This window comes from Alphaproteobacteria bacterium (genome assembly GCA_023898745.1).
Classification (GTDB): Bacteria; Pseudomonadota; Alphaproteobacteria.
Window position 1 is genome coordinate 870,271 of record CP060237.1, and the last position, 18,021, is coordinate 888,291.

The 18,021-nt window shown below is 37.3% G+C and carries 19 protein-coding genes; 10 read left to right on the forward strand and 9 right to left on the reverse strand.

Annotation, left to right across the window (positions count from 1 at the left end; translation table 11 throughout):
• Positions 1-188 precede the first annotated feature (188 nt).
• Together H6850_04345 and H6850_04350 are read left to right on the forward strand one after the other, a co-directional pair.
• Entirely contained in the window at positions 189-674 is a 486-nt protein-coding gene (locus H6850_04345; protein USO02299.1) for a hypothetical protein, read from the forward strand.
• The gene (locus tag H6850_04350) at positions 674-2,131 is read left to right on the forward strand and encodes a thymidine phosphorylase (protein ID USO02300.1); all 1,458 of its coding nucleotides are present in this window, start codon (positions 674-676) and stop codon (positions 2,129-2,131) included. Before H6850_04345 ends, H6850_04350 begins: the two co-directional genes overlap by 1 nt.
• Here the strand turns inward: H6850_04350 and H6850_04355 are convergent.
• The 3 genes from H6850_04355 to H6850_04365 form a co-directional block, all read right to left on the reverse strand.
• Positions 2,128-3,327: a hypothetical protein gene (locus tag H6850_04355; GenBank protein USO02301.1), complete on the reverse strand. Its 1,200-nt coding sequence runs from the start codon at positions 3,325-3,327 to the stop codon at positions 2,128-2,130. The two genes, H6850_04350 and H6850_04355, sit on opposite strands and share 4 nt — an antisense overlap.
• A 105-nt stretch (positions 3,328-3,432) precedes the next feature.
• A complete protein-coding gene (locus H6850_04360; protein USO02302.1) occupies positions 3,433-3,882 on the reverse strand; it encodes a GNAT family N-acetyltransferase in 450 nt (149 codons plus the stop codon).
• A complete protein-coding gene (locus H6850_04365; protein ID USO02831.1) occupies positions 3,848-6,649 on the reverse strand; it encodes an isoleucine--tRNA ligase in 2,802 nt (933 codons plus the stop codon). Before H6850_04365 ends, H6850_04360 begins: the two co-directional genes overlap by 35 nt.
• Before the next feature lie 82 nt (positions 6,650-6,731).
• Between H6850_04365 and H6850_04370 the strand changes: the two genes are divergently transcribed.
• From H6850_04370 to H6850_04385, 4 genes are all read left to right on the forward strand, one after another.
• On the forward strand, positions 6,732-7,901 hold the full coding sequence (locus H6850_04370) for a cation:dicarboxylase symporter family transporter (GenBank protein USO02303.1): 1,170 nt from the start codon (positions 6,732-6,734) through the stop codon (positions 7,899-7,901).
• Between the two features lie 136 nt (positions 7,902-8,037).
• The gene (locus H6850_04375; GenBank protein USO02304.1) at positions 8,038-8,769 is read left to right on the forward strand and encodes an ABC transporter ATP-binding protein; all 732 of its coding nucleotides are present in this window, start codon (positions 8,038-8,040) and stop codon (positions 8,767-8,769) included.
• On the forward strand, positions 8,766-9,542 hold the full coding sequence (locus tag H6850_04380; GenBank protein ID USO02305.1) for an ABC transporter permease: 777 nt from the start codon (positions 8,766-8,768) through the stop codon (positions 9,540-9,542). Before H6850_04375 ends, H6850_04380 begins: the two co-directional genes overlap by 4 nt.
• Before the next feature lie 212 nt (positions 9,543-9,754).
• The gene (locus H6850_04385; protein USO02306.1) at positions 9,755-9,946 is read left to right on the forward strand and encodes a hypothetical protein; all 192 of its coding nucleotides are present in this window, start codon (positions 9,755-9,757) and stop codon (positions 9,944-9,946) included.
• A gap of 43 nt (positions 9,947-9,989) precedes the next feature.
• On the opposite strand, the gene truA is transcribed toward H6850_04385, so the two are convergent.
• On the reverse strand, positions 9,990-10,736 hold the full coding sequence (gene truA, locus H6850_04390) for a tRNA pseudouridine(38-40) synthase TruA (protein ID USO02307.1): 747 nt from the start codon (positions 10,734-10,736) through the stop codon (positions 9,990-9,992).
• Positions 10,737-10,959: 223 nt separating this feature from the next.
• Here truA and H6850_04395 point away from each other — a divergent pair, with 223 nt between their 5' ends.
• The 4 genes from H6850_04395 (at position 10,960) to H6850_04410 (ending at position 14,337) form a co-directional block, all read left to right on the forward strand.
• Entirely contained in the window at positions 10,960-11,253 is a 294-nt protein-coding gene (locus H6850_04395) for a YggT family protein (GenBank protein ID USO02308.1), read from the forward strand.
• 3 nt (positions 11,254-11,256) lie between these two features.
• Positions 11,257-12,120 (forward strand): bifunctional 5,10-methylenetetrahydrofolate dehydrogenase/5,10-methenyltetrahydrofolate cyclohydrolase, encoded by an 864-nt coding sequence (locus H6850_04400; protein USO02309.1) that lies wholly within the window; start codon positions 11,257-11,259, stop codon positions 12,118-12,120.
• Between the two features lies 1 nt (position 12,121).
• The gene (locus H6850_04405) at positions 12,122-12,802 is read left to right on the forward strand and encodes a hypothetical protein (protein ID USO02310.1); all 681 of its coding nucleotides are present in this window, start codon (positions 12,122-12,124) and stop codon (positions 12,800-12,802) included.
• A 62-nt stretch (positions 12,803-12,864) separates the two neighbouring features.
• Positions 12,865-14,337: a hypothetical protein gene (locus H6850_04410; protein USO02311.1), complete on the forward strand. Its 1,473-nt coding sequence runs from the start codon at positions 12,865-12,867 to the stop codon at positions 14,335-14,337.
• Here the strand turns inward: H6850_04410 and H6850_04415 are convergent.
• The 5 genes from H6850_04415 to H6850_04435 all read right to left on the reverse strand — a co-directional run bounded on the left by H6850_04415 (position 14,326) and on the right by H6850_04435 (position 18,015).
• Positions 14,326-14,676, reverse strand: coding sequence for a TfoX/Sxy family protein (locus H6850_04415; GenBank protein USO02312.1), 351 nt, complete (start codon positions 14,674-14,676; stop codon positions 14,326-14,328). The genes H6850_04410 and H6850_04415 overlap by 12 nt on opposite strands.
• Before the next feature lie 150 nt (positions 14,677-14,826).
• Entirely contained in the window at positions 14,827-15,543 is a 717-nt protein-coding gene (locus tag H6850_04420) for a DNA alkylation repair protein (protein USO02313.1), read from the reverse strand.
• Positions 15,540-16,040, reverse strand: coding sequence for a methylated-DNA--[protein]-cysteine S-methyltransferase (locus H6850_04425; protein USO02832.1), 501 nt, complete (start codon positions 16,038-16,040; stop codon positions 15,540-15,542). Before H6850_04425 ends, H6850_04420 begins: the two co-directional genes overlap by 4 nt.
• 4 nt (positions 16,041-16,044) lie before the next feature.
• On the reverse strand, positions 16,045-17,691 hold the full coding sequence (gene groL / locus H6850_04430; protein USO02314.1) for a chaperonin GroEL: 1,647 nt from the start codon (positions 17,689-17,691) through the stop codon (positions 16,045-16,047).
• 18 nt (positions 17,692-17,709) lie between these two features.
• Positions 17,710-18,015: a co-chaperone GroES gene (locus H6850_04435; GenBank protein USO02315.1), complete on the reverse strand. Its 306-nt coding sequence runs from the start codon at positions 18,013-18,015 to the stop codon at positions 17,710-17,712.
• Positions 18,016-18,021: the final 6 nt, after the last annotated feature.

Here is an 18,021-nt window from a genome sequence, read left to right on the forward strand (position 1 = left end):
GCCTTTAATCTTTTTTACCACTAAGGTTAGCATATAAAACACTTCAACCAGAACTGCTTCAGGCAAGGATTTGCGAATGCTTTCATCTATAGATTGAAATCATCTATATTTTTTCGCATATAGGTTTCTCTTGAAAAAATTCATCAAAAATTCCAAACTAAACATTATGAAGTTATATAATTTGTGTGATGTTTTTTTTAACAGCCGCCCCTTGTCAAGGAGGATTTTATCTCGGTGGAACATTTGGAAGATCTGCAATCATTATTTCCAAAAAGGATTCTGCGAATGATAGCAAAAGTGATGATGGATTTACCGTTAATGTTTTTGGGGGTTATGGTTTAGTAACAGGCGGTCTATATATGGGTGGTCGCGCTCGCTTATTTGGTAGAGATTTCACCAATCCCGATACAGAAAATACATCTGCATCTTTCTCAAGTCTAGAATTTGTGTGTGGGCAATATATTACACCCTCAACGCTTGTTTCATTTTCTATTGGCCCAGAAATTTCTTGGAATAAAAAATGGGGCGTTTCTATTGGTGCAAGCTCTAGAACTATGATTACAGGCGTTACATTTGTTCAAATTGAAGGAAATTATCTATTTAGTAATAAAATCACTGATACTGATTATAAAAGAGCGATGCGCTTTATGATCGGTGGAGGCTATAATTTTTAGTGAAATTTAAAGTTAAAAAATTCGTCATTCACAGCGGATTTTCTGTATTTTTTCATGAAGATGCACCTATTGTGCAAAATATGAAATTCGATATTCAGCCGCGCATTATCATCAAAAAAGGCAAAAAGTCAGCGGTTGTTAATGTTGGGATTATAAATCAGAACACGATTAACCCTAAAGAAATTATTTTATCTCAAGAGACCTATGATGCAATAGGTGCAAAGAGTGGCGATATCGTTACCGCTGAACTCTTAAGTCAAACGTTTGGGTTAGGTGTGATTAAAAAGCGCTTGCAAGGTGATGAGCTAACCTATGAAGATTATTTAAGCCTGTACAAATCTTTTCTTAATTATGAGGTATTTGATTTGCATGTTGCTTCTTTTGTGACAGCAAGTACATGTAAAAAAATTACGAATAAAGAATTAATTGCATCAACAAAAGCAATGTTAGATTTGAGTCAAAAAATATCTTGGCCTTATGATATTATCGTGGATAAACATTGCATAGGCGGTGTTGCTGGCAATAGAACCACGCCTGTCATTGTGTCTATTGTTGCAGCATTTGGATTAGCAATTCCCAAAACCTCCTCAAAAGCTATCACCTCCCCTGCTGGCACGGCCGACACTATGAGTGTTATCACAAATGTTGAAGATCTAGATATTAAAAAGATTGTAAAAAAAGAAAAGGGATGTTTTGCTTTTGGCGGCAATGTAAATCCTGTAGATAACATCATTATTAAAATTGAGCGCATGCTTGAACTCAACATTGATAGTCAGCTGATTGCATCTATTATGTCCAAAAAACTCGCTGCTGGCTCAACACATACACTTTTGGATATTCCTGTCGGACCTGAAACAAAAATTAAAACCAAAGCACATGCAAACTATTTGAAACGTGCATTTGAAATGGTTGCGAAACATTTTGGTGTTAAAGTTAAGGTATATATCTCCGATGGAACAAAACCTATTGGTCGTGGAATAGGGCCGTCACTTGAAATAAAAGATGTGCTGAAAGTTCTGAAAAATGATCCAGAGGCGCCGAAAGATTTGCGCGAGAAGTGCATAAAAATTGCTGGTATGATTATTGATTTTGTTGAACCTAAAAAGGGTTGCATCATTGCAAAACAAATTTTGAAATCTGGCCAAGCTTTTGAAAAATTTAAGGCAATTTGTAAAGCGCAAGGAGCTTATAAACCCGATATAGAAGAAGCGAAAATTCAGCGTACAATTTACTTCAAAAAATCCGGCGTACTGGAAGCGCTATCTAACAAAAAAATTGTCACTGCCGCGAAAATGGCTGGTGCGCCTTTATCTTTAACAGCCGGATTGTATTTACATAAAAACGTTGGAGAGCCATATAAAAAAAATGATGCTTTTGTGACAATACATACAGTTTCTGAGGATATGGCCGATGCGGTGGAAAGATATCTGAAAGAGAATTGTAAAGATTTCACTTAAAGTTTTTTTTGAATAGCTTGAATCAAATCTTCAGTCAAAGAGTAAGGTAAAGATTCTCCCTTAAGATCTTTTTGCACATATTCTAAAAACGCCCTTCTAACTTCACAATATGTTTTGGCGGGATTTAATTCCAGCAATCTCATCAAACAATCTAAGATGATGCTTGGATTTTCGTCTATAATTAGAACTCCTGCGTTATCTAGTGTTCTTTTTCTTGTTAATCGTACAAAGCACTCATTACTCTCAAGCATTTCATCATATACAGGTGTTATCCTCGGTAAAAATTCTTCCGCAACTTCTTGATAAAACTGATCCTTTAACTCAGAAGGTTGCGGAACTTTTCCGCCATGTTTTTTAGCATGTTCACACAATGCGTCCACGTAATCTAAAAGCCATCTATCAGGATAACGATGCATCAATTGCGCTAAAATAGCGGCAATATAAGCCTGACCAAAATCTGGATGTTTAAAATTTTTCCCTTCTATCTCATATTGACAAGATGTTTTGATATAATTTACACAACTTTGTTGTAGCCCTTTAAAACTTGGCGCCTTATCCTCATCTCCAACAAAAATTGTCAAAGGAAAATATGCTTTTTCTATATAGCTCGCTCCATTTTTACACGCAACAATAGAGATATGATAGCAAGAAGAGAATTCTTTGAACTCAGGATATAAAATAGAAAACCCACATATTTTTAAAGATGAAGGCATCCTTCCGCCACCTAATGCATTTCCTATCCTAGCGCCTAATCTCTCTTTTGGAGCATATTTTTTGTAAATAGAAAGCGCGCACTCTCCTATTTTGATCTCATGCGCAATCTTAAAAATTGGATAGAGTTTAATAATAAGCACTAACGCGCCAATAACCCCTAAAGATTTTACATAAAACCCCACTCTATCTTCAAAAGCAAAAAAATAATCAGCTAACATTAAGCCAACAAAAACAATCCCTAATCTGTTCATTCTGACAGCAAATCTTTGATTAAAATGTTCATGGTTGAAAAAGTTAAGCGCCCTATCTTTAGTAACAATAAGACATAGGTCTAATATAGAGGAATCTGTTTTATTTGAGAAACGAAACTCCTGCTCATTTTTATATTCAGGCGTGGCTTGAAAGTGAGTGTCAAGACAATTGTTGCCTAAAGGGGAATTCATTCCATAAAATGGCTCTTGAGCAAAAAAAAGAAACAACATATATAAATAAACCTAGTTAATATGCTCCATTCTAGCACAATGTTTATTCAAAGAAATGCAAGGTAGTATGTATCCCAAGCTTGACGCCCCCTCCAATTATCAAAATTAGGACTTTAAATATTTCACAAAAAACGTTTTGGTAAATTCCGGATTCTCTTTATTTTCTCTCACAAATTCAACCTCAAAGCCGCATTTTTTGTAAAACTCCGGCGCCTGAAAAGCGCTAGTCACAAGGTTGATATTATTATAACCTTTCCCAGCAAATCTACTTTCAAGCTCTTTTAACAATCCACAACCCAAACCTTTTCGTCTATATAAAGGATCAACCCAAAGATCATCAACATATATTTCTTTATAAACTGTATAAGCAATCAAGCCACCAACAAATTTTTGCCCATCTTTTATAACAATAGAAAACTTCTTGTAGTTAAACTTAACCCCGTGCTGTTTCTCATCTTCAATATGCCCAAAATGCATTTTCTGCTCAATCTCAGGAATAACTCCATCAATGTATTCAAATTCAAGATGCTGCATGTTCGGATTTTCCAACGACATTAGAACACCTCTTGCACAGTGTTTTCACTTCCGGATCAACGCGCCAACAACGCTCACATTTTTCTCCAGACGCCTTAGAAATTTTGCAGTATACGTTTGCAATTTCTTCTAAAGAAAATCCATCTTTTGACTGACTTAACTCAATAGATGATGTAATTGTCATTTCATTTAACAATTCAAGGTCAATGGCGCCTTCCACGTATAAATCCACAACAGCCTCTAAACTAGAACCAATCACTTTATTCGCGCGCTCAATTTCTAACGCACCTGTGATAACATTTCTAACTTCACGCAGGTGATCTATTTTTTTTGCCACCACTTTATTAATCCATTCAATCTTGATATCAAAAAATCCTAGCTCATGAACGCTCTTCTCTGTTTGTTGTGTAAATGATTGATATACTTCTTCTGTTGTGAAGCTTAAAACAGGCGCCAGATAACGCATCAAAATTTGCAGCATATAATACATGACTGTTCTTGTAGAGCGGCGCTTTATGTCATTTGAGGCATCACAATATAGAGAATCCTTTCGAATATCAAAATAAAATGATGATAGTTCTTTTGTACAAAAATAATGCAATGCTTCATAAAATTTTGAGTATTTAAAATCTGCAATGCATTCTTTGTGCAAATGATCTAAATGACTCACCAGATGTAACATATATTTCTCAAGATCTGGCATATCTTTATATTCCACAATCTCTTCTTCTTTAAAATCAGAAAGCGCACCTAATAGGTAGCGGAAGGTATTTCTAAATCTGCGATACAAATCTTGATGTCTGCGGATAATCTCGTTACCAATACGCAAATCCTCTGTATAGTCTGAGAAAATCGCCCATTGCCTAATAATATCTGCACCATGCTCTTCTATAATTTTTTGCGGTGAAACGCTATTTCCTAAGGACTTAGACATCTTGTAACCGTGTTCATCTAATACAAATCCATGCGTTACAACTTTTTTATAGGGAGCAACATCTTGAATACCAACAGACTCGAGCAACAGAGATTGAAACCATCCTCTGTGTTGATCTGAACCTTCCAGCACAACATCTGCCAATCGCCCAAAACGCTTTTTGGTTACAAATTGATGTACACATCCGCTATCAAACCACACATCCAATACATCAAAAACTTTTTCGTAATCATTAGCATTGTATTTATCGCCCAGAAAGTAAGATATATCCTTTGTATACCATGCATCCCCACCCTCTTTTTTGATTGCCTCAACAACACGATCTTGCACAGCTTTATCACGCAGGGGTTCTTTGGTTTTTTTATGCATAAAAATTGCCAAAGGCGTGCCCCAAAATCTTTGGCGTGAAATACACCAATCTGGACGCGTTTCAACCATAGATCTAATACGGTTTTTGCCTGATGCTGGATACCATTCCACCTTTTCAATTTCGGTCAATGCCTTCTTGCGAATCTCTTTAATATCAATAAACCATTGATGTGTTGTTCGATAAATTAAAGGCTTTTTAGAGCGCCATGAGTGTGGATAGCTATGCTCTATCTCACCTTTTGCCATAAGATATCCTTCGTCTTCAATGGCATCCATAACTTTTGGACCAACCTTAAAAACATGCTCGCCGGCAAACAAAGGCACATCTTCATAATATATTCCATTATCACCAATCAAATGCGGTACTTTTATGTTGTGTTGTTTTCCAATTTCAAAGTCTTCAATACCATGGCCTGGCGCTGTATGCACAAGCCCTGTGCCTGCTTCCAATGTCACGTGGTCACCATGGAACAATGGCACATCAAAATCATATCCATGTTTATACAACGGATGGTGACATTTCATTTTTGACAACTCATCTGAAGGAATATCTCGAACCACTTTATATACTTGGCCCACCGCTCCAATAAATCGGTCTAAGCACTCTTTAGCAACAATTATACGCTTCGTCATGGCGAGACCCGAAAGGCCGTGGCCATCTTCTAAAAGATCACCACGGGACTCCGTCCCTCGTGATGACGGAGAAGATGTCAATTCAATAAGGACATATTCGAGATCTTTGTTAAAACAAATTGCCCGGTTTGCCGGCAATGTCCAAGGCGTTGTTGTCCAAATAACGCAAGAAAAATCTTCCCCTTGCACAGGAAAGGCTACATATATTGAAGGGCTCTTGATATTTTTATATTCAACTTCATTATCTGCTAATGCCGTTTGCTCAACTACAGACCACATGATTGGGCGTAACCCCTGGTATAATGTTCCATTTAATAAGAAGTGATTCATTTGGTTGACAATTTCAGCTTCCGATTCAAAATGCATCGTATTATAGGGATCTTCAAAGTCCACAACGATGCCTAAACGTTTCAATTCTTCACGCTGCACATCCATCCATTGCTTCGCAAAATCTCGGCAATTTTGGCGAAATTCCAAAATCTGTTCCGTCGTTTTGATATCATCTTTTGACATGCCTTTTTTGCGATACTGTTCTTCAATTTTCCATTCAATTGGTAAACCATGCGAATCCCAACCTGGAATCATAGGCGAATCATACCCTAACATTTGATGTGTTTTATTAATAATATCTTTCAAAACATAAGTTAGTGCATGCCCCATATGAATATGACCATTTGCATAAGGAGGTCCAAACATAAGAATGAATTTTTCTTTATCTTTGCTTGATACACGCAATCTTTCATAAAGTTTCTCCCAGTTTTTTAATAACCCAGGCTCTTTTTTGGCGAGATCACCCTTCATAGAAAAATCTGTTTTTGGCAGGAAGACTGTATCTTTGTAGCTCATAAAAATTTTTATTTTACCCATTCAATAAATTCTAGCATGCCCAATATGTCTTATTCTATAATGCAAGTGTGATCTTAAAAAAGACATTATGAAAAACCTACTCAAACAATTGCCCATTCAAATATTGCTCGTTGTAGTGATTGCAATTGTTTTTACACCCTTTTTATCCAAAGATATCTTGCGTATTTTTTACTCTATCAGCTGCCTCTTTAAAGATGCGTTGATGATTTTTTTGCCAATTCTTGTATTTTCTTACATGTTTTCATCTATGATGAAATTTGCGAAAAGCGCACCTATGTTGATCTTTGCGATATTAATTACAGTTACCTTATCTAATGTTGCAGCATTTGGTATTTCGTTTTATCTGTGCAAATTCTTTATGTCATTTTTAGATCTAACATCTGGCATTGATTTGACGACCCAAACAGATTCTATTGAAAGTTTAACAGCCTTACCAATTCCAGGATTTTGGGCACCAAAAAACAGTATGATTGCTGGACTTATTTTGGGTATCATATTTAGCTTCGTGAATAACAAAAAAATTGATCAATTTTCTAATACGCTCAAAGGTTTTGTAACAAACATTTTCAATGGTTACTTTATTCCAGCATTGCCGCTTTTCATTTTTGGATTTTTTGTAAAATTGCAATATGAAGGCGCTATCAAATCACTATTTTTAGGTTATGGAAAAGTTCTGATTGTTGTAATGCCAATATATATTAGCTATTTTCTCATTTTGTTTTTACTGGCAAATAAGTTCAGTTTTAGCGATACAATGAAGCATATTAAGGACTCTTCCACAGCCTTTCTCACAGGATTTTCGACAACTTCCAGTTTGGCTGCTATGCCGCTTATGTTTAAAACCGCTGAAAAACATACAGCAAGTAAAGATTATGTAGAATTTATGATTCCATCTACAATTAATATTCATGCGATTGGAGATGGGTTGATTTTTGCTGCAACAGCTGCAGCAACAATTTATTTATTTGATGGCACGTTCCCCACATTTCCAGCATTTATGGTGTTCTTGTATTATTATGGATTAGCGAAATTCTCTACAGCTGCTGTGCCAGCAGGATCTGCTCTGGTTCTTACACCTCTGGTTGTAAGTTATTTTGGTTTTTCTTATAAAATGTCAGCCATTTTCTTAACACTGGGCATCTTACAAGACTGTATTGAAACAGCTGGAAACGTATTAGGAAACATTTGGTACGTGAAATTTTCATACAATCTTTTTGGAAAAAAGATCCTTAAATAATTGATTTGTTAATTTGAAGATTAGCATAATAACTTAGATCGAAAGCGCGTCATGCCGAGCGAAGCGCGGCCATTCATGGATCACCAAGGCACTTCGCGCCTCGTGATGACGGGGCGCTGTACATATACGGAGCAGCATGTTCATAAAAATTCATAACGTATCAAAAACATATAAAAATGGTGTCCAAGCTTTGAAAAAAGTTTCATTGGAAATTCAGGAAGGTGAAATATTAGGCCTTTTAGGAGTAAATGGCTGTGGAAAAACAACTTTATCTTCTATTCTCACCACACTGCTTCCACCCACTGAAGGTGATGTGCTATATCAAGGTCAATCTATTTATAAAGATCTAAATCAATATCGCAGAATTATTGGATTTTGCCCGCAAAAACCCAATTTGCATAACGAGCTCACTGTAAGAGAGAATCTTTATTTCGACGCACTGTACTTTGGGTTTTCTGAGAAAGACGCAAAAGACAAACTTGATGAGCTAGTAGAAAAACTATGGCTTAAAGAATATTTACATGCCAATCCAAATACCTTGTCAGGCGGATACAAACAACGTGTTATGATTGCGCGCGCTCTTATGCATAATCCTAAATTCATCGTGTTAGATGAACCAACTGTTGGTCTGGACCCTGATATCAGGCGAGAATTGTGGGATATCGTTGCAGAGCTTAAAAAAAATGGCATGACAGTTCTTTTAACCACACACTATTTAGATGAGGCAGAAAAATTATCCGATCGCGTATGTGTTTTAGACAAAGGTAACGTTATCACGATAGACTCATCACAAAACCTCAAAAAGAAATTCAAAGAGAAGAATTTAGAAAATGCCTTCATCCAATTAATTAAGGAGCAAAAAAAATGAACACTTCAAGGATTTTTTGGCAATTACTCAAAACAGATTTAATCTTCTTTAAAAGACGATTTATTGAGGCTTTTATTAACTTGGCTATATGGGTTGTGTGTACAATTTTTGTGAACGTTTATGTGTTACAAAAATTAGGTTTGCAACAAGGTTATGGTCAACTTATGGTAGCAGGTATTATGGTATCTGCTGCATGGTTTGAGATGTTGCCACATATGATTAACGCTGTCTCAGACTTTTTCGGCGACCGTCATATTGACTATCATCTGACACTTCCTATGTCTAATTATCTTATATTTATAAAGTCTGTATGCGCCTATATTATCGACGTGTTTGTTTTTACGATCATTGGATTAATATTCGCTGCAGTTTTGATGTCAGATCAAGTGCACCTATCTCAAATCTCTCCTTTGCATATGAGTATTGCTATTATTTTAACGAGCGTATTTTTTGGCAGTTTCATCTTATTTTTAACAAGCATTTGTAAAAATCCTGGATATATTGGAACGGTTATTTCTCGTATTATATTTCCTCTATGGTTTTTGGGTGGGTTTGCATTTCCTTGGGAAACACTCTATGAAATTGCACCCACGATTTCATACATAGCCTTAATCAATCCATATACATATATGACAGAGATGCTTCGCGTAGCAACAATTGGTCAGCAAGGTTTTTTACCGTTTTGGCCGTCAGCGCTTGCACTTATTACTCTTACAGTTATTACTGGATATATGGGCATACAACGATTAAAATATAAATTAGATTTTATTTAACCGCCAACCATCATCCTGAACGAAGTAAAGGATCTTCCTAAATTCGACTCGCAAGATCCTTCGACTTCACCTCAAAATGACGAGTGGATTTTATTTAAAATTATTTTGCAATATATAAATCATATTTTTATCAAAAAAAATACAATAACATGTTCTATGGCTTTATAGTTTGTTAGAATTTAATCATAGATTTAATTAAAGGAACATTTTTCATGGGTAAATTTAGAGACTTTTTTAATAACCTGATTGGTAAAACAGAAAAAGTTGCTGAGACAATTAAAGAAACAGCGGAAACAGCAACAGAAACAGTTAAAAAAGCAGCAAATGACGCAAAATCAAGCTTGAAAAAAACAGCCACCAAAGCGAAAAAGCCAGCAACAAAAAAGGCGCCAAAGAAAAAATAAGACAAGACTCTGAAGCGTGTATAGCATGTCGCTATTCACTCGACTAGTATTTCACACCCATAAAATATAATCCATGAGGCGGGGCTGTTGGTCCGAGACCTTGTTTCACGCCTTTTTCTAAGGCCGTTTGAATCACATCCTTAGAAATTCTTTCGGCAGCATACCATGCTAACGACCCCATCATCATACGCACTTGATTGTGCAAAAATGAACGTGCCTTAATTGTGCACACAATATGATCGTTATTACTTTGAACATCAAATACATCAATTGCTCGCTCTATTCTAATCTCAGGCATCTCTTCTAAAGAACTTGCAGATTGAAACGCGCTAAAATCATGAACCCCAATAAAAAATTTTGCACCTTCGTGAAGTTTTTGAATATCAAGTGGATAAAATACATGCCAGGCACGATACTTATCTAGCGATAATTTTGCTGGTCGGTTGATAATATGATATTCATACCAACGCTCTTTAGCTGTGAATCGTGCATGAAAATTTTCTGAAACTTTTTCCACAGACAAAACCGAAACATACTCAAGATAAAAGTTTAATCCGCTACGCAAATCATAGGGATCCCATTCTTTAGACAAATCAAAATGTATCACTTGACCTTTTGCATGAACGCCAGCATCCGTACGCCCTGCCGCTGCTAACGTAATCGTTTCCTTTGTGAGTTTTTGCAATGCTGTTTCTAGAAATGCCTGCACAGTTTCTTTTTTAGAGCTTTGTCGCTGGAATCCGTAAAAATGCGTTCCGTCATATTCTATGATGGCTTTGTATCGAGTCAAAAAGAAGGGTTCAATTATGTTTGTTTTATGATAATCGAATTCTTGCAAGAGGTCTATCTAGGTCTATACATAATGTCATCACGAACCTTGCGCAGCAAGGTGTGGTGATCCATGGATGGCCACGCCACCTTCGGTGCGCTCGCCATGACGAGCATCTGCAAACACTGGACATAGTTACCAAAACTTGGTGTAATAAGTAAAGATTTTTTATTTCTTCGTCGCAATGGATATTATTTTCGTTCCAATTCTGCAAGTGTTGCGCGTTATCCTTGAGTTATATAGCTTAGGGTTATTTATTTTTGGTCTTTTGATGCTTTTAGAGTCCTTTAATGTGATTGATTCTTATAATAAGGTTACTTATAAAATTCACAACACCTTGTTTTTGATTTATAATCCTGCACTTGAAAAAATCAGGAGTGTTATAAATTTTGAACCTTTTGACGCGTCTGTGCTGATTTTATGGCTGCTTATTTATTTCTTAAAACAAGTGCTTATTAGAGTCGTGACAATTTTCTAACCCATGATCATTGACGGCAAAAAGATTGCGCAACAATACTTTCAAGTTCTGAAAGAAAATATAAAAGGCACACCAGGGTTGGCTGCTATTTTGGTAGGAGATAATCCAGCAAGCAAAGTATATGTTGACCAAAAGCGCAAGAAAGCGCAAGAAATTGGTATCGCGTTTCAATGTGTTGAATTGCCGAAGACAGCGACTGAAGTAGAGCTATTAAAAACCATTGATAATTTGAATTCTAATACAGATGTTCATGGTATTATTTTGCAACTCCCCCTACCTCACCCCTTAAGAGCAGAGAAATTCTTAGAAAAAATTGCACCAGAAAAAGATGTTGATGGTTTGCATCCGTATAACCTAGGCTCATTATTTCAACCGCACATTCGGTTTGCGCCATGCACGCCACAAGGATGTGTTCAATTGATTAAAACCGTTATTCATGATTTAACTGGACAAAAAGCACTTATTATTGGGCGATCAAATTTAGTAGGAAAGCCGTTAGCGCATCTTTTATTACGTCAAAATGCAACGATTCAAATTGCACATTCCAAAAGTAAAAATTTAAAAAAATTGTGCCATGATAGTGATATTATTGTAGCCGCTATGGGTGTGCCTGAACTTATTGATGATACATATGTTCATGACAAACATACGATTATTGATGTAGGTATTACAAAAGTTGGAGGGAGGCTTTATGGTGATGTGCATTTTGATAAAGTTGAGCCCATTGTAAAACATATTACCCCTGTGCCTGGTGGTGTTGGGCCGATGACAGTATTTAACTTAATGCTGAATACGGTTATGGCATATATGAGACATAAGAATATTCACTTGCCTCACACGTTGAGTATATTAACACAGACTCATTAATATGCTTTGTTTTTTAGAATTTTATGCCGGCTATGCGCGGAATGTGCGAGAAGTGAAGGATTTTAAACAAGTTATTAATGATCCAAAATTTAAAAACCTTAATGCAAATGGTGATAATACAAAAACACAACATCAAATAAGCGCGGTAGGTTCTGTTGGTTTCAGGTTCTATCAAATGGACAACTTCTCTTTGATTGGACTGATCTATGGCGGCAGATCGTTTTTTCAGCAAGAGTATTTTAAAAATCCATCTTTCTTTGGTGGGGAAATGCGAATAATGTGGTCTCTGTTTAAAAGTCTGTCTATTGGATTTATTGGCGGACTTGAGAAAATGCAGATTCAATCATTTAAATACGCTTATGCCGCACCATCAAAACCTGACACACTGGATCATTTCATTAGTACTGACGCGCCTCAAGAGCCAATGAAAGGATTTTTCTTAGGTGGAGTATTGAATTATAAAATGAGAGGCGGCGTTTACGCTTCTTTCAAATATCAGTATCTTTTTTCAAAAGAGGCTGCTATTAAAAGCCATGATGCATCTTTTAAATCTGAAAAAGGAATTCCAGGTTTTGCATTTTCGGCAAGACCTGACACACCTACCAATTTTGACAATACAACAGGCATGAGTGGATATCGTGTTATGGCTGGTCTTACGATACCTATTAATATAGGAGGATAATATGATGTTTTGGCTATTTTGTGATCCTATCCCGCAAGAAGAGCTTGTTGCACAACGTGAATATGAGGCGATTCAAAAAGGGAGAGAGTCTCTCTCCTGCTCTTCCGGCGCTTCAAGATAGTGTTCGTACACAACTTTCTGTAGCTGATATACTCACAATATTTAAAGCGGGTGATGTAACGCCTGAAGGAGAGCTGGTTTATCCTGCAGAACTTGTAGCGCGCTTTAAGATAGAGCCTGATATTCATAAAGTGCGGCAGTATGCACAACTTCGCGCCGCTAGAGTTCTAGGAACTTCTTTACCAGCAATACGGCAAGTTTCTGATCCTACAGTAGAGCTTGATCCAGCAAAGTTTGAAGCTGGTGATGTTGTTATTTTGACTTTGGATTTTGATGACAAGGCAACTTGGAATAAAGCTGTCATTAAAAAGGACATTGATGCTTTGAAAGCAAAAAATGTAAAGGTGTTTTGTATTACTGCTGCTACTGATCAGGGAACTTTTTTAGGAAAATTAACGGCTGCAAGCATAAAACTTTCGGATCTAGGTTCTCTCACTATAAATGATGCGACACTTAAAGATGGGTGTATTTTTGTCAAAGATGAGAATAAAATGCCTGTCGCATCTGCACTTGCTGATGCGTTAAACGCATATAATACAACCCGAGTTAAAAAGTTATATATCTTTGATCATACCAATAAAAATCTCGAACCTGACCCAGGTCTTAGCTATTTTCCTGATATTGTGCGAATCCAAACGCGATATTTTCATAAAAGACAAATTGATGATAAATATAAACTCAAACCTGCTTGGAGCGCAACAAACGATATCGCCGCAACACTCATACCTCATGGAGTGAACGCAACAGCCGGTGGCGTTGTTATGGTCGTTGTAGACCAAGTTGGTGATGTGGGCGATCCTGAAGAATTATACTTCATTGAAAGTGAGGATCTGGGTGAACGAGGAATCTCATATGGGGGTTCATTTGATGGCAAGGAACAGCATAAAGCCCAACAAGCTGAGTTTTATGAAGAAGTGGGTGCTGGATATTTTGAGCAAAACCAAAGAAAGGTTTCTTTAGAGCCTGATGCTGAATCAATCTATGAAGAAGTGCAAAACATTCTTTCCCAAACAGATAAATGGAAAGGTGATTTTATCGATACTGATTTTGTTAAAGCATTTTTTTGGACAGAAACAAAACCATCTTCGACAGTGCTTAGAGAGGGTGTAATTTTTGTTCCACTGAGAGCGCTTGGAAAAAATAACAAACTCATCTTAACGACCCTTAATGAACAAAAAGCAAAAATGACTGGGGGAGCTTTTCATTATCTTGAGCGTCAAGATTTTAAGCTAATGAAAGTTAAAGATTTTTATGAGATTATTACTCGAGTCAAATCTTCTACGATAAAATGGAGAGATGCGGGTATGCCTAATGCGGAAAATAAAAACTTATGGCGCGCCATTAAGGAATTCCTGGGAACTTCAAAAAATAGTTGGATTGATGCGGAGAGCGCCTTTCTCACATCAGGAACTTAATATTTTTTTTGGAAGCGTCTTCACAAACTCCACTGCCGTCTCACAAAACCTTAAAAGCTCTTCATCTTCATAAATCGCTTCAGGCTCAATTGTTAACCAACCCTTCATTGATTTACCTGTAAGATTCATTTGCCTAACATGTGATTCTTTGAGCAACACATTTGCCGCCTCTACCCCAACGCGCACAATCAGCATGTCATTAAAAATACCAAAACACATACTGCCATTGAGAGTATAACAAATACCACCAAACATACGTTTTGGAATAAGGCGCATGTCTTCAAAATGTATTGCTATTATATCTTCCAATCGATCTGCAAGAACTTGATCAAATGCCATGATTGTAGGTTTGCATTTAGGTTAATGTATATTAACGCATTTATGATTTGGATCACCACATCCGCCTACGGCGGATTCGTGATGACAGCCCACCGTCATGGCGAGATTTTCATAAGAAAATCGCGGCCATCCATAGATCATCACGCCTTGCTATGCAAGACTCGTGATGACGGTGCGCCGCTGCTGCAAATAAAATTGCCGCTCTTCTGGTAAAAACTTCTCAATTGCATAACGCAACATCGTTCTTGGCATAGCTGAAGCATGTTCATTCAAAAACTCCATCAACATGTCACGATTTTTCGCTCCAGCTTCTCGCAACATCCAGCCTACTGCTTTATGAATAAGATCGTGAGAATCGTTTAATAAGATCTTTGCCAATTTAAATGTCCACTCAAGCTCTTGATGTCGAATAAAATACCATGTCGCAACAATCGCAATGCGTCGTTCCCACATATTATTTGAATGCGCTAAAGCTAGTAGAACATCTTTGTTTCTATGCAAGATGCAAGCGCCTAAAATTAAATGCGCCGATGCATCTACAAGATTCCAATTGTTCACATGCTGTAAATTTCGTATATAAAATTCATACACTTTATCTTTGTCACCTTTTTGATATTGATGAACCAATATAAATAGAGCCAATAAACGCTCTTCATTAATCGGAGATTCTATAAGTTTTTGCAGATTTAAAAACGACAGTTTTTGAAATTGTTTTGCAATTTTACGTAGATTTGGATTTGTGACACCAATAAACTCATCATGGGCTGAATATGCTCCAGGGTCTGTTTTGAAAAACATACCACGTTTGGATTCAGGAATTGTTACTGAATCATTCAAGATAGTTTTGAGTTCTGTTAATTCGCTCATCTATGTTTTGCCTCGTGCTCAAGCAACCACTTTTTACGCCACGCACCGGCTGCATATCCTCCTATCGCACCACCACTTTGAACAATGCGATGACATGGGACAATGATCGCCAGCTGATTTGCACCGTTAGCATTTGCTACAGCACGACAAGCGGAAGGTTGGTTCATTAAATGAGCTTGCTCTTTATAACTTTTTGTTGTGCCATAGGGTATTTGTAATAAAGCGCTCCAAGTGGAATTTTGAAACTCAGTGCCACCTAGGTGAAACGGCGTTTTGAAAGTCTTGAGCGTGCCAAAGAAATAGGATTGTAACTCTTGTTCTATGGAAATGATAGGACGCGTCTTCCTAACGGGAAGACCCTTCGGCTGCACCTCAGGATGACGAAATAACAAATTTTTCTTATCAAGAAATTCGAGCAAATAAAGGTTTTGCTCATCCGAAATTGCCAACATTGGCCCAAGAGGTGTCTCGAGCTGATGCTGCGCCAAGGCTTTCATGGGGTTAGTACATGCCACCCATACCACCCATACCACCAGGAGCGGCAGCAGGTGTATCTGAATTTTCAGATGGCTTATCACAAATCGCTGCTTCAACTGTGAAAAACATTTTTGCGACAGATGCTGCATCTAAAAGGACAGTTCTTGTAACTTTCGTTGGATCTGAAATACCCATAGATTTCATATCACCATATTTACCTGTTTGCGCGTTGTAACCATAATTAAAGTCTTGATTCGCTAAAATATGCTCAACAATGACTGCGCCAATTTCACCTGCATTATGTGCAATCTGTTGTGTAGGTGCTGTTAATGCTTTGCGCACAATATCAATTCCCACATCTTGATCGGAGTTTTTTCCTGTTACAGAATCTAATTCTGAAATCGAGCGAAGCAGCGCAACACCTCCACCTGGCAAAGTACCTTCTTGGATTGCTGCACGTGTTGCATGCATTGCATCTTCCACACGATCTTTTCTTTCTTTTTGCTCAACTTCTGTAGCACCACCAACACGAATGACCGCAACACCACCACTAAGTTTTGCCAAACGTTCTTGGAGTTTTTCGATATCATACTCAGATGTAGCTTCTTGCACTTGCGCCTTGATTTGAGCACAACGCACTTCAATTTCTTTCTTTGCGCCAGAACCATCCACGATTGTTGTATCATCTTTTGTTACACGAATGCGCTTTGCAGAACCAAGCATACTAATGTCTGTATTTTCGATTTTCATGCCAAGCTCTTCAGAAATCACTTGCCCACCTGTAAGAACAGCAATGTCCTTTAAAATTTCTTTACGACGATCTCCAAATGCAGGTGCCTTAACAGCGCATACTTTTAATCCACCTCTTAATCTATTCACAACAAGTGTTGCAAGTGCTTCACCTTCAACATCCTCAGCGATAATTAACAACGGTCTACCTGACTGCATTACAGACTCTAATAATGGCAGAATTGGCTGAATTGTGCTAATTTTCTTTTCATAAATCAAAATGTAGGGGTTTTCCATTTCTGCAATTCTTTTATCCATATTTGTTGCAAAATATGGAGAAAGATAACCACGATCAAATTGCATGCCTTCAACCACATCAAGCTCAGTTTGAACAGACTTTGCTTCTTCAATAGATATCACACCTTCTTTACCAACTTTTTCAAACGCATTAGCTAACATCTCTCCAATTTCTGTGTCACCATTGGCTGATACAGTTGCAACTTGTGCAATTGATTTTTTGTCCTTTACTTCGGTGCTTTTTGCCTTAAGAAATGCAATCACTTTTTCAATAGCTAAATCCACGCCACGAGCAACATCCATTGGATTCATGCCTGCTGTTACAGCTTTGTAACCTTCATGGATAATACGTTGCGCTAATACTGTTGCTGTTGTTGTTCCATCACCCACCAGCTCTGCTGTTTTACTTGGCACTTGGCGACCAAGCTGCACACCCATATCTTCAAACTTATCCTCAAGCGCTTCAATAGCATTTGCAACAGATACGCCATCCTTTGTTACGCGTGGTGCGCCATATGCTTTTGATATAACAACTAATCGCCCCTTTGGACCTAAAGTCACTTTTACAGCATTTGCAAGCTTATCAAACCCTTTAAGAATTTTCTCCCTTGCTTCGTGACCAAACTTCAATTGTTTTGCTGTCATGATTTGTATCCTTTCTTACTAATCTAAAATACTTAATACATCTGATTCTTTGATAATCATATATTTTTCGTCATGCCCTGGAAGCGCCGTTCCGCCCCACTTTGCAAACAAAACACGATCTCCAACTTTTACATCCATAGGAATAACGCCACCATCTTTATCTTTCGCACCTTTTCCAACAGACAAAACTTTGCCTACAGAGGGTTTTTCTTTTGCTGTATCCGGGATAATGATGCCGCCCTTTGTTTTTTGCTCTTGCTCTTCGCGTTCAACTAAAATTCTGTCATGCAAAGGTCTGCATTTTTTTGGCTCTATAACAGACATAACTTC

Coding starts and splice junctions, on each gene's coding strand:
- H6850_04345 (USO02299.1), top strand. CDS start 189: ATGTTTTTTTTAACAGCCGCCCCTTGTCAAGGAGGATTTTATCTCGGT.
- H6850_04355 (USO02301.1), bottom strand. CDS start 3,327: ATGTTGTTTCTTTTTTTTGCTCAAGAGCCATTTTATGGAATGAATTCC.
- H6850_04360 (USO02302.1), bottom strand. CDS start 3,882: ATGTCGTTGGAAAATCCGAACATGCAGCATCTTGAATTTGAATACATT.
- H6850_04370 (USO02303.1), top strand. CDS start 6,732: ATGAAAAACCTACTCAAACAATTGCCCATTCAAATATTGCTCGTTGTA.
- H6850_04375 (USO02304.1), top strand. CDS start 8,038: ATGTTCATAAAAATTCATAACGTATCAAAAACATATAAAAATGGTGTC.
- H6850_04380 (USO02305.1), top strand. CDS start 8,766: ATGAACACTTCAAGGATTTTTTGGCAATTACTCAAAACAGATTTAATC.
- H6850_04385 (USO02306.1), top strand. CDS start 9,755: ATGGGTAAATTTAGAGACTTTTTTAATAACCTGATTGGTAAAACAGAA.
- H6850_04395 (USO02308.1), top strand. CDS start 10,960: ATGGATATTATTTTCGTTCCAATTCTGCAAGTGTTGCGCGTTATCCTT.
- H6850_04400 (USO02309.1), top strand. CDS start 11,257: ATGATCATTGACGGCAAAAAGATTGCGCAACAATACTTTCAAGTTCTG.
- H6850_04405 (USO02310.1), top strand. CDS start 12,122: ATGCTTTGTTTTTTAGAATTTTATGCCGGCTATGCGCGGAATGTGCGA.
- H6850_04410 (USO02311.1), top strand. CDS start 12,865: ATGAGGCGATTCAAAAAGGGAGAGAGTCTCTCTCCTGCTCTTCCGGCG.
- H6850_04415 (USO02312.1), bottom strand. CDS start 14,676: ATGGCATTTGATCAAGTTCTTGCAGATCGATTGGAAGATATAATAGCA.
- H6850_04420 (USO02313.1), bottom strand. CDS start 15,543: ATGAGCGAATTAACAGAACTCAAAACTATCTTGAATGATTCAGTAACA.
- H6850_04425 (USO02832.1), bottom strand. CDS start 16,040: ATGAAAGCCTTGGCGCAGCATCAGCTCGAGACACCTCTTGGGCCAATG.
- groL (USO02314.1), bottom strand. CDS start 17,691: ATGACAGCAAAACAATTGAAGTTTGGTCACGAAGCAAGGGAGAAAATT.
- H6850_04435 (USO02315.1), bottom strand. CDS start 18,015: ATGTCTGTTATAGAGCCAAAAAAATGCAGACCTTTGCATGACAGAATT.